Raw genomic sequence first — 12,339 nt, forward strand, 5'->3', positions numbered from 1 at the left:
CCCGGTCACGCGGCGGCGTCCGTCATCGTCAGCACGAACTCGTTCATGCTGGCCGCGGACAGGAGGTCGTCCAGGGAAACGTCGTATCCGGCCTCCCGCAGTCCTCCCAGCAAGGAAAGAATCCCCAGCGAGTCGAGACCGAGACCGAACACGTCCACGGCCATGTCCGTCAGCTCGCGACCAGTCACCACGCGGAACTCCTGTTCAAGAACTTTGCGTGCCTGCATCGTCAGCCTCCTTTGTCGCATGCCCGGGGTCAGCGTGCTCTGCGGTCCAGTGCGTCCGTCACCGTGCTGATCTGTCGCTCGATGATTTCGGGATAGTCGGCCATCAGCCGTCTTAGTGCCGAATGGTCTTTCTTGTGCTTCGCGCCGAACATCGCCACGGGCAGAGCGGAATAGAAACGGAGGACCGTGCTGTACCGCTCGGCGACGTGGCGTTGCCACAAGTCATCGCCGAGCAACGCGCGCAACCGCTCGGACATCAGTCTGCTGTGCTCGAACAGCGCCCGCGGGGCGTGCAGGTCGAGCCCCGGGTCATCGGGCGGCGTGCCCAGGAGCTCGTCCCGGTACGCCTCCAACGCCGCCACGCCGTACAGGCGGTCGTCCGGCATGATCAGCCCCTGTGCGGCCCGGCCAGGGTTCCCGGAAGCGAGGAAGAGCTCGAGTTCGGCGACCACGAACTGCGGATCGAACCGGTAGGACGCCAGCGGGTCGAACTTGAAGAGGATGAACGCTCGCGACCACGGGTGGTCCGCGTTCGCACAGGACTCGTAGGCGGCGTCGAGCTCTGTCCAGGAAATCTGGGTCGTGTCGAACCGAATCGCCTCGTCATAACCCAGTAGGTGCGCGATCTCCGCGTCACTGTCTGATCCGTGGACGAGAACGTCATGATGACGAGCACTTCGCCCATGCGCCGGTCGCCGCGGAACGAAGAACTCGTCGACGAACGCGTACACGTACCAACCGTCGAGGAGCTGTGCGTGCACGAACTGCGCGAAGCTGCGGCCGATCCACCGCTGCATCCACTCACGGTCGGCTCTGATCGTGCGCAGGTGCGGATTGGCTGCGAAATCGCAGGAGTAGAAGCACAGCGATGGGGACTCCATCGGGTGTTCGTCATAGGCCAGGTGTATGAAGTTCGAGAGAACCCAGTCGCGGTTCTCGGGGACATGCGCCTCGACGATGGAGACCGGGTACGCATACGGCTGGTACGCCCGGATGCTGGGGTTCGTCGTCACCGGCAAAATCGCGCGTTGACGCCGCACACCCTCGACGTGGTCGGCCGCTGCGCCGCTCACCGGTATTGCCCAACCGCCCACGCGCGCTCGGCCGGTCCCTCGACTCGGCTGACGGCGACCGAGTCGGACATGTACTCGAGCGGGGTGACGACGTCGTCGCGGACCGCCTCGTCCCACGCGGTCGTCGGGCCGATTCCCCACTTGAACCAAGGGGTCAGGTCGTCGACCACGATCGTGGCGCCCGGTTTGGCCAGCCGGCGGGCGTTCGCGATGTCCGCCTTCGCGCACGGGTAGTCGTGGCCCCCGTCGATGAAGACGAGGTCGAAACCATCCGAGGACGGGGGCATCTGGAAGGCCGGGACCGTCTGCGTGGAATCGCCGTAGACGAGCTGGTGGCGATCCGGGTAACGGGAGTCGATGAACTCCTTCGCCGACTTGACGGTGGCCTCGGTGTTGATTTCGAAGGAGGTGACCTTCGCCTGGGGGGAGCTTTCGAGGAAGGCGATGCTCGAATAGCCGATGTTGAAACCCACCTCGGCTATGGAGGTGGCCTTCCGGGCTCTCGCCAGGTACATGAGGTACAGGACCTGGGCCAAGCAGCTGATTCCGTCGTCCAGTGCGTTTCCCGGCCCCTGTGCGCACTGGAAGACTTCCTCCATGAGCGCGTTGATGCGTGCTCGGTCGCTGGCTCCCGAATCGGGAAAAAGGGCGGACTTGAGTCCTGCTGAAGGCATCGACATGTCCATGTGGCAATGTTGTCTTTCTCGATCTTTTGCTGTCAACACTTCGGCTTCGACGTGCCGGGCGTGCGCTTACCGGAATTGTCCGACTGCCCACGCACGTGCGATCGGCCCGCGAATCCGGCTGACGGCGACCGCGTTGGACACGTGCTCGAGCGGGGTGACGACGTCGTCTTGGACCGCCTCGTCCCACGCGGTCGTCGGGCCGATTCCCCACTTGAACCAGGGGGTCATGCTGTTGACCACGATCGTGGCGCCCGGCTTGGCCAGCCGGCGGGCGTTCGCGATGTCCGCCTTCACCGACGGGTACTCGTGGGCGCCGTCGATGAAGACGAGGTCGAAACCATCTGATGTCGGGGGAGCTTGGAAGGCCGGTACCGTCTGCGTGGAGTCTCCGTAGACCAGCTGGTGGCGACCTGGGTAACGGGAGTCGATGAACTCCTTCGCCGACTTGGCCGGTGTCTCGTCGTGAATTTCGAAGGACGTGACCTGTGCGGCGGGTGAGCTCTCCAGGAAGGCGATGCTCGAAAAGCCGATGCTGAAACCTATCTCGGCTATGCGGGTGGCCTTCCGGGCTCTCGCCAGGTACATCAGGTACAGGACCTGGGACAGGTTGCTGACCCGGTCGTCCAAGGTGTTCGGGGGGTCTTCTGCGCGTCGGAATACGTCTTCCATGAGCGACCGGATGCGGGATTGATCGCTGACTCCGGAATCGGAGAACAAGGCGGACTTGAGTCCTGCCGCAGGAATCGACATATCCATGGCGCAATGCTGTCCGCCGAAATCCGCCACTGTCAACGCCGTGGTGCGAGGTGCGGAACGTCGCGGTGAGTGTGTTGTCCTGCTGGCAGGACCACGAACCGCGGTACCCGGGTGAAGGGTTGCCGATCGAGCCCGCGGCCGCCTGCCGGCACGTGCGCCGGCAGGCAGAGGCCGGGAGTCGTGGTCACATCACGGAGGTGGCCTGTGCCGACTGGTCGGTGCCGGTCGGCTGCCGGCGTTCGGCGAGCAGTGCCGCGATGGCGATCAGGCCTATCAGCGCGATGGAGGCCCCCACGCCGATGACCCACCGCGGGCCGAACCACTCCGCCAGCACGCCGCTCGCGAGCATGGCGACGAGCGACACCCCGGCGTAGATGGCCCCGGTCGTGCCCACGATCCGGCCGCGCAGCGAGAGCGGCGTGCTGAGCAGCAGCCAGGTCTGCCCGCCCACCCACGAGATGGTGAAGGGAAGGCCGGAGACGACGAAGACGATCAACGCCAGCGGGAGCGACGGCCAGATCATCAGCACCACGATCGCGGCGTTGGAGACGGCGGCGCCGAGCAGGACGGGAAGGCGGTACCCCAGCCGGCGGACCACCGTGCCGATCATCGGGCCCGCGATCAGGGCCGAGACCGCGAACAAGCTGTTGACCAGGCCCATCTGCCCGGAGGTGGCACCGATCACGCCCAGCATGAGCACCGGGAACAGGGAGGACAGCGGCGCCTCCCTGATCGCGTCGAGGACTTGCAGGAGCACCAGGCCCCGGACGCGACGGCTGCGCCGGACGATCGCCAGGTACCCGTCGCCGTCGCCTTCCGTGCTTCCCGTGCCTTCCTCCGGCGCGTCGCCGGCGGTCGGCGTCTTCCGCCCTGATCCCCGCAGGAGCAGGCTGAGCAGTGTGGACAGCAGCATCAGCGCCGTCACCCCGATGACCGTCCAGCGGAAGCCGGCCCATCCCATCGTGAACCCGCCGAGCGCGGGCCCCACCAGCCTGGTGGCGTTGGAGGCGAACGAGTTCAGGCCGTTGGCCTCGACCAGGTCCTCGGCGGTGACGTAGTCGGCGATGAGGACCTGCTCGGCCGGGATGTAGAGCTGCTGGATGGCAGCCTGGGCGAACACCGCGCAGAGGAGGCCGATCGGCGAGTCGGCGACCGCGAAGACGGTCAGCAGTACCAGCACCCGCAGGAAGAGTGCGATCCGCATGATCCGCAGGGGTGTGCCCCAGCGATCTGTGACCGTCCCGGCCAGGTGCCCGAAGGCCACCCCGGCCACGGTCGGGGTGGCCGCGAGCAAGGCCGTCCAGATCGGCGAGCCGGTGAGTTGGTAGAGGTGGACGCTCAAGGCGATGCCCACGCCCGCTCCCACCAACGACGAGACCAGGTTGACGACCAGCAACATCCCGAACTGGGGATTCCTCATCAGGAACCCGAGCGGTTCGGCCCCCTTGTTGACGGGCACTGGGCCGCTCCTCTCGGAAGGGTGGCCACATCAGCCATACGCGAAGACGTAATCGTGCCCCGGGCATGACGTCAAGGTATGTCTCTCCTTTGTTGACCACGGCAGACGCCTGCGCTAGAACTGGTTGAACCAGATGGCAAAATCATCAATTCTTGCACTTCGTGAACGCGCCTGGGAAGTGATATGTCAGCCGTCAAACTCACCCTGCGATCGTCGGTGCCCGTGCATTTCTCCGCCGAGACCACCCGGCAGGGGCCGCTGACCACAGGCCAGATCAACATTCTGAAGTGGATCAAAGATTTCGAGTCGCGAGAGGGCCAGCCGTACCCTGTCGTGACGTGTGCGGTCAGCTTGAGTGAGACGGCGAGCGTGGAAGACGTCACCGACGGTCTTGCGCTCCTGATCGCCCGCCATGAGGTGCTGCGGACGTCCTTCGTCACCGGACCGCCGCCATGTCAGCGCGTCTCCTCCGCCGGCACGGTGATGGTCGACATCTGTTCGCTGGACGACGACCGAGCCGACCAGTCTGACGTCGAGGCCGAGCTCGCCGAGCACTTGGCGAGCACAACTCCGCACCGGCCCGCGGGGGAGCGGCTGGCCGGCCACCAGCTGCGAGTCGCCCTGGCCACCAGCGCTGACGTGGTGCGGGCGGTCCTCGTCGAGTTCTCGCACATGGCGGTGGACAGGGCCGGCGCGCAGATCCTCCAGCGTGAGCTGGCTGAACTCATCAGCGATCCCGCGGCCCGGGTCGTGGGACCGCCTCGCCATCATCCGCTGGACCAGGCGGAACTCGAACGCTCCGAGCGTGAACGCGCGAAACGTCGCAGAACGCTGGAGTACTGGAGCGGCAAGCTCGCCGTGATGCCCTCACCTCTCTACCTGACGCCTTCCGCGCGGCCCGAACTCGCGCAGGCGAACGCTGACGACACGGTGGGCGTCTCCATGTCGTCACCGGCCGCCGCACTGGCCGCGCGGAGCGTGAGCGCACGCACGCGAACCAGCCGGTCCAGTGTCGTGCTTGCCGCGGTGTGCGCCGTGCTTTCCGTGCGCACCGGCTATCGCGAGATAGTGTTCCCGGTGATGCCCTCGAACCGTTTTGAGCGCCACCTCTACGACTACGTCGGCACGCTCGCCCAAACAGGAATCGCCGCCATCGACGTCGGCTTCGCGAGCTTCGACCAAGTGGTGAGAAACGCGTGGGGTGGCATGCTGAAGGGGTGCATGCACGGCGTTTACGATGCCTATGAGCTCGCAGAGATCGGCGACGGGATAGCGCACGAACGCGGTGTTTTCTTCTGCTTCGACGCCATCTACAACTGCAGTGTCGTCGAAAGCGGTGTGGCTGTGGAGGAACGTCCACCGTCACCGGAGCACCTGACCGCCTTGCTGAGCCGGACCCGGCTGCGTCACCACCCCATGCCATTCCGCCTGGCGACACCCGTCCGGTTCGACGTCTCCAAGTTGGACGACGAGGTGGAGCTGTGTGGCTGGAGTTCCGACCTCGGCCGGGTGCCGGTGGAACACCTGACGTCGTTGCTGCAGGCCGTCGAGCGTCTCCTGGTGGCGGCATCCGGTGGCGACCTCGATCACGAGGGCATCGTCGACGCCCTTCGGCTGGAGCCGGTCCGCCGGGACTCGACCTGGGTCAAGACCGATGTCCAGTGGGTCGACCTGGCTGAGGTCCAGCGACTCCTCGATGACGCGTTCGCACCGGCCGGGGCGCGTATTTTCGCGCAGGTGGCCGATGAACCGCTGGTGGCGTACGTCGAGGCCGCTGACTCCGTCCGGACGCCGGAGCAAGCTCACGCGCGGTGCATGGCCGTGCTACCGGCACACCCGTCAGCGACGACGCCGCGCCGTTACGTCGTCTGCGCGGCGGTTCCGGCCGGCGTCGACAACCCCATCGGCTGGCCGGCGATCAGCGCGGGGTCCGGGAGGAGCGGGCTGCCGGACGCTCAAAGCCAGTCCCACGAGGCGCCGCTGCGCAGTCGATAGCCGCCCTGAAGGTCCGGCGCGATGCCGGAGCCGTACCGCCGGGTGATGTCAAAGGCCTCGCCACGGGCTGCCTCCGCGGCCCGTGGATGTCCCAGACCCGTCTCCACGTGGGCCTTGAACTCGAGGAACCTGGCACGGAGCACCGGAGCCGGACCGGTCTCACCGAAGGTCGTCAGCGCCTCGCCGATCAGGGAGGCGGCGCGGTCCCAGTCGCCGACGACAACGCAGAACTCGACGAATGACAGCAGCACCCGTGCACTGTCGAGACCGCCGGCCGTGCCACGCGACAGCGTGAGCGCGGCAGACAGGGCGGCCTGCGCGGACTCGTGGTGCCCACGGCGAGTCATGAGTGAGCCGAGAGCGGCCGACGCGTGCGCCTCGCCCACCGTGTCACCGCATTCCCGCGCCCGTGCCAGCACCCTGACGAACGACTCCTCGGCGTCCCGCCAGTTCCCCGTGCGGAGGTGGAAGGTGCCGAGCCGGTGCTCGACCCGTGCGGCTGTGCGCGGCGCCTGCGTGGCGCTCTTGGCAACCGCCTGGTCGAGGAGCAGCCTGGCGTCGTCCCAGAGTCCCCTGTCCATGTGGATCTGCGCCATGTCGCCCAGCACGTCGACCTCGCCCACCTGGTCACCGGCAGACCGGTGGTCGGCCAGAGCCCGCCGGTAGCCCAGCAGTGCCCGGTCGAACCGACCGGCCATTCGGTCAGCGAACGCGAGCGCACCGAGAGCCCGTGCTCGGCCGGGCACATCGCCGAGTCCCTCGTAGAGGCGGAGGGAGGACTCCAAAGTGGACGTCGCGTCTTTCACGCCGCCGTTGAGGGTCATCATCCCCAGCGAGTACAGCAACGCGGCCTCACCGCGCTCGTTGCCCGTCCGTCTGACGGCGTCGAGCGCTGTCTCGTGCGTGTACAGCCAGTCCTCGACCCGGTGATCGGACTCGAACAGCGCGACCAGGGCGACAGCCAGCCCCCAGCACACCTCGTCCAGCCCGAGATGAGCTGCTTGCGACACGGCGAGAACCAGTGCCGCGCTCTCCAGCCGGAGCCAGCCGAGCGGGTCCACCAGGAGTTGATCGCGCACACCGGCCGGCAGCGTCCACGACCGCGCGGCACAGCGTGGCCCGTCACTGCCGTGGACGCGGCGGTGAGCGTCGACGGCCAGAGAGAGCCAGCAGTGCGACAGCCGGGACAGCGCGGCACGGCGCTCGCTCGGCACCTCGTCCACGGCCAGCCGCTCCAGGGAGAAGATGCGCACCAGGGCGTGCAGCCGGAACCGGTATCGGCCCGTGTCGTCCGCCTTCACCTCGACGAGGCGAGCCGCGGCGAGCTCGTCGAGGAGGTCGGCCGCGGAATCACCGTCGGCATCGAGCAACGGAGCGCACACCCAGGACGCGAAGTCCACCGGGCCGAGGAGCCCGAGCCTGGTGAACAGCTGCCGCGCACCCCGGCTGAGGCCGCTGCAGGAGGAAGCGATCGTCGCCCGGACGCTCATGTCGCCGAGGGTCAGCTCGTCAAGTCGCCGGGTTTCGTCCTTCAGGCGGGAGACCATCTGCCTGATGCTCCAGTGCGGCCACTTCACGAGCTTGGCGGCCACGATCCGGACGGCAAGTGGCAGGCACTCGCACAGCCTGACCAGTTCGAGTGCCATGTCGGACTCGGCGGCCACGCGCTCGGGGCGGACCATCTTGCCGAGCAGTTCGACGCAGGCCGCCTCATCCAGGTTCTCGACGTGAACGTGCACGGCGCCGGGCAGGCTGGTGAGGGGGTAGCGACTCGTGACGATCACACAGCAGTTGGCGTTTCCCGGCATCAGCGTCGTGACGATGGCCGCGCTGTCGGCGTCGTCGAGCAGGAGCAGGACCTTGCGGTCGCCGAGCCAACTGCGGTAGACGGCCTTCCGGTGTTCGAGGTCCTCAGGAAGTGCCGCGGGGTGGAAGCCGAGTGAGCCGAGCAGCTTGGCCAGCACGTCCAGCGGGTCGCTGCGATGGCCGTCGCCGCCGGGGAGCTGAACGAAGATCGCGCCTTCGTCGTACAGGTGGTGGACGGCGTGCGCCACGTGAAGGGCCAGGGTCGTCTTGCCGACGCCTCCGTTGCCGTTGAGGCACACGACAGGCATGTATCGCCTGCCTTCCGCGGAACCCGATCCGGAAAGCCTCGCGACGATGGCGTCGACCACTTCCTCCCGGCCGGTGAAGTCGGCGACAGTCGGCGGGAGCTGCCGGGGGACGATGGCGGGAAAGTTGCCGGTGGTTCTCGGTCCAGAAGCAGTCCGGGGTGTGACCGACAGCGGATCGACCCGTCTCAGGAAGGACTTGTGCAGCCTGTGCAGCCGGTCGGATGGCTCCAGTCCGAGTTCTTCCCTGAGGGTGTCCCTGATTTCTTGGAACGACTCAAGGGCGTCCGCTTGCCGGTCAGACCGGTGCAGGGCGACCATGTGGAGCGCTCTCAGTGACTCGCGCAGCGGGTGAGCCCGGACGAGCTCACTCAACTCGGCCACGAGCTCGTGATGCCTGTCGAGTTCGAACTCCAGCTCGATGCACTCCTCGGTGGTCCTGATCTGTTCTTCTTCAAGCCGGATCGCCATTGTTCTGACCACCGCGCTCTCGACGTCCGCGGCCACCGCCGGGCCGCGCCAGAGCGCGAGCGCGGCACGCAGCTCAGCTGCCGCGTCCCTGATCTTCCCGGCGGCAGCCAGCTCTCGGCCGGAACTGACCATCCGGCGGAACGCGGTGGAGTCGAGCGAACCGGCGGGAAGATGGATCGTGTAGCCCATCAGGCTGGTGGCGATCGCATGGTCGTCACCGAATTTTCGCAGCTCACGCCGCAAAGCGGAGATGCAGGTGTGGATCTGTCCCTTGGCGGTGACGGGTGGATCCTCTCCCCATATCCCCTCGGTGATCCGGTCGAGCGATACGAGGTTTCCTTCCTGCATGAGGAGCATCGCCAACACGGTTCGCTGGCGGCCGTTCGGAAACTGCAAAGAAATTTGGCCGAGGGAGACGTCGAGCGAACCGAGGATCCTGAAATGCATGACACGAAGCCATTTCGACGTGATGGACGCGAGGTGGAGGGTCCGCGTCGTGGCGGACGATCCCGTGGTCGCTCGACAGGCGCGAGGCCCCGTTGGTCGTGGTCCGTCAGCGGGCGGTGGAGCACGGGGACCATCGCCGACGCGGTACCCAGACGGCGTCCACCGGACGTTCGACGGACACCACGCGGTCGGGTTCGAGTGACGACCCGGAGAGGATCATCCTCTGTCGAGGCGCGAACGACGGTCGGTCGACCGCGCTGATGACCTCCGGTGGGCCAGGAATGCGGAACCGCATAGGCTGCTCCTTCTCACCGCAAATTCCGGCCAACACCCGGGTTACGCCGTTCGGCGTGCCGCGTTCACTCTGAATGGTTCACGGGATACCCGGACGCGGTTCGCAGGCCGAACGAAAACGGGAGTGGCCGATAGCGATGCAGTAGGTCGGCGGCATGATCGCGTTCCTCTCATCGGCGCAACATCAGTGAATTATCATCATCCGTCGGTACGCTCACTTTCGTGAATGTCGGACAGCTACGGGCACTCGAACAGTGCGGCGCAGGTGAATGCGCGCTGTCCGCGGGAAAGGGCGGACGGCGGCGGACACACCGGAGGCCCCGAGTTGGCCACTGACTTCGCCCCGCAGCTCCTGCGGCGATTGTGTGATGATCTTCGGCGTCTGCGGACGCAGGCAGGCGGACCGAGTCTGCGGGTCCTGGAGGTGCAGCTCGGCCGGGGCAGGAGCCAGCTCGCGACGGTGCTGAACGGCCAGGTTCGGCGACTTCCAGACTGGGAACTGGTCAAGGGCTTGGTCACCAACTGCCACCGGTACGCCGACGAGAACGGCCGACTGGACCGGCTGTCGGTGGCAACCGGCATCGAAGAGCACTGGCGCCCCCGGTACACCCTGCTGGAGTACGCCTTCGGCGAGAAGTCCGCCGCACCAGTGAATCCCCACGGCGGCGGTGCCGACCACCCTGGCGGGATGCCGGTTCCCCGACAGCTTCCGTTGGCGGTGCGCCACTTCACGGGTCGCGCCCGCGAGCTGACGACGCTGGACGCCCTGGCCGAGACGACTGCCCGCGCGGGCACGGTGGTGATCGTCGCCATCAGTGGCACGGCGGGGGTCGGCAAGACCACGTTGGCCGTGTGCTGGGCGCACCGGGTGGCCGGCCGGTTCCGTGACGGGCAGTTGTACGTGGACCTGCGTGGCTTCGACCCCGGCGGCCGGGCGGTGGACCCGGCCGAGGCGGTCCGCCGTTTCCTCGACGCCCTGGAGGTGCCGCCGAGCCGCATTCCCGCCGATCTGGACGCCCAGACAGCGCTGTACCGCAGTCTGCTCGCCGACAAGCGCATGTTGATCGTGCTGGACAACGCCCGCGACGCCGTCCAGGTACGTCCGCTGCTGCCGGCCGCCCCCGGCTGTCTGGTCCTGATCACCAGTCGCAACCGGCTCTCCAGCCTGGTTGCCGCCGAGGGAGCGCACCCGCTCACGCTCGACCTGTTCACCACCTCGGAGGCCCAGGACGCGCTGACTGATCGGCTCGGCCTCGACCGGGTCACCGCCGAGCCCGCAGCGGTCGACGAGATCGTCGGCCGCTGCGCGCGGCTACCACTGGCACTGGCCGTGGTCGCCGCCCGCGCGGCGATGGACCCGGAGCTGCCGCTGGCGGCCGTGGTCTGGGAACTGGCCGGCGCACCGGGCCGGTCGGACGTCTTCGAGGACGGCGACCCACAGGCCGACGTCCGGGCAGCGTTCTCCTGGTCCTACCAGGCACTGACCCCACCGGCGGCCCGGCTGTTCCGGCTCCTCAGCCTCCACCCCGGCCCGGACGTCACCGTCGCGGCCGCAGCCAGCCTCGCCGCCGTCTCCCTCCCGGAAGCGCGGGCGTCGCTGCTCGAACTGACCTCGGCGAGCCTCATCGCCAAGCGTCATCCCGATCGGCACACCTGGCACGACCTGATGCGTGACTACGCCGCACACCTGGCCCGGTCCACCGAACCCGAACCGGACCGCCGGGCCGCCGTCGGCCGGATCTTCGACCACTACCTGCACACGGCGTGCAACGCCAACCAGGTGCTGGACCCCGCCACGGACCACACCGAACCGGCCCCACCGGCCGGGGGAACCGTGCCGGAGCAGTTCACCGACTACCAGCGCGCACTCGACTGGTTCACCAGCGAACGCGCCGTCCTGCTCAACATCATCGAACACGCCACCACCGGCCGGGAGGCACAGGTCGGACAACTCGCCCAGGCGATCGCGGTCTTCCTGGACCGCCGGGGGCACTGGCACGACGGGTTGGTGATCTGGCGGACCGCGATCGCGGCCGCGGCTCGATTGGCCGATCGGGTCATGGAGGCGCGCGCCCACTGCCAGCTCGGCCGCGCGTACACGCGGTTGTACCGGTTCGACGACGCCGACAACCAGCTCCACCGTGGCCTGGACCTCGCCGTCCAAGCCGGTGACCGCACCGAACAGGCGCACATCCACAACACCTTGTCCATCATGTGGGAGCGGTGGGGCGACCCGAAGCAGGCTCTCCGACACGACCACCAAGCCCTTGACCTGTACCGCGAAACCGGCCACCGGCTCGGACAGGCCAGGTGCTACAACGCGATCGGCTGGCACCTCACGCTGCTCCGCGACCACGACCTGGCCCTGGCCTACTGCGAAAGAGCCCTCGTCCTCCTGCGAGAGCACAACGACCGGGCCGGTCAGGGCCTGGCACTGGACAGCCTCGGCCACATCCACCACCACCTCGGCCAGCACGCCCCGGCCGTCGTCTGCTACGAGCAGGCGCTGGAGGTGCACCGGGAGCTGGGCGACCAGTTCGGCGAAGCGGAAGCACTCGAGCACCTCGGCGACGTCCAGCACTACATGGGCGACAGCACCAAGGCCTTCCGGTCGTGGCACAAGGCCCTCGAACTGCTCACCGGCCTCGATCACCCCAGCGCCGACAACGTCAGGACCAAAGTCGCCGCCCATGGCGTCGGATCCACGTCGCGACATTCGACGGCGTGCCCTCCGGCCGCATCCGGTGAGGGGTGAGGCGTGGTCACGTACGCCCGCGGCGACTGACGCACTCACGGGTGTCGGCGTGCGGTAGTCGGACC

Annotated in this window: 8 protein-coding genes; 2 read left to right on the top strand and 6 right to left on the bottom strand. The window is 67.6% G+C overall.

The genetic code is table 11. From position 1 onward, the window contains the following. Positions 1-5: 5 nt before the first annotated feature. The 5 genes from ACZ7CD_RS08095 to ACZ7CD_RS08115 all read right to left on the bottom strand — a co-directional run bounded on the left by ACZ7CD_RS08095 (position 6) and on the right by ACZ7CD_RS08115 (position 4,201). On the bottom strand, positions 6-227 hold the full coding sequence (locus ACZ7CD_RS08095) for a phosphopantetheine-binding protein (RefSeq protein ID WP_360383513.1): 222 nt from the start codon (positions 225-227) through the stop codon (positions 6-8). 29 nt (positions 228-256) lie between these two features. Next, positions 257-1,300, bottom strand: coding sequence for a hypothetical protein (locus ACZ7CD_RS08100; RefSeq protein ID WP_470378600.1), 1,044 nt, complete (start codon positions 1,298-1,300; stop codon positions 257-259). Continuing rightward, positions 1,297-1,986 (bottom strand): O-methyltransferase, encoded by a 690-nt coding sequence (locus tag ACZ7CD_RS08105; protein WP_470369198.1) that lies wholly within the window; start codon positions 1,984-1,986, stop codon positions 1,297-1,299. The genes ACZ7CD_RS08100 and ACZ7CD_RS08105 overlap by 4 nt, the downstream gene beginning before the upstream one ends. A 66-nt stretch (positions 1,987-2,052) precedes the next feature. Next, the gene (locus ACZ7CD_RS08110; protein ID WP_470378601.1) at positions 2,053-2,742 is read right to left on the bottom strand and encodes an O-methyltransferase; all 690 of its coding nucleotides are present in this window, start codon (positions 2,740-2,742) and stop codon (positions 2,053-2,055) included. A gap of 184 nt (positions 2,743-2,926) precedes the next feature. Further along, positions 2,927-4,201 carry an MFS transporter gene (locus ACZ7CD_RS08115; protein ID WP_470373984.1) on the bottom strand — a complete coding sequence of 425 codons (1,275 nt, stop codon included), beginning with the start codon at positions 4,199-4,201 and terminating at the stop codon, positions 2,927-2,929. A 183-nt stretch (positions 4,202-4,384) separates the two neighbouring features. On the opposite strand from ACZ7CD_RS08115, the gene ACZ7CD_RS08120 reads away from it, so the two are divergent. Beyond that, entirely contained in the window at positions 4,385-6,196 is a 1,812-nt protein-coding gene (locus ACZ7CD_RS08120) for a condensation domain-containing protein (RefSeq protein ID WP_470378602.1), read from the top strand. On the opposite strand, the gene ACZ7CD_RS08125 is transcribed toward ACZ7CD_RS08120, so the two are convergent. Then, entirely contained in the window at positions 6,157-9,225 is a 3,069-nt protein-coding gene (locus ACZ7CD_RS08125) for an AfsR/SARP family transcriptional regulator (RefSeq protein WP_470378603.1), read from the bottom strand. The genes ACZ7CD_RS08120 and ACZ7CD_RS08125 overlap by 40 nt on opposite strands. A 718-nt stretch (positions 9,226-9,943) precedes the next feature. Here ACZ7CD_RS08125 and ACZ7CD_RS08130 point away from each other — a divergent pair. After that, positions 9,944-12,274, top strand: a complete 2,331-nt coding sequence (locus ACZ7CD_RS08130; protein WP_470378604.1) for an ATP-binding protein — start codon at positions 9,944-9,946, stop codon at positions 12,272-12,274. Positions 12,275-12,339 lie beyond the last annotated feature (65 nt).

It is taken from the genome of Lentzea sp. NPDC036949, assembly GCF_055608075.1.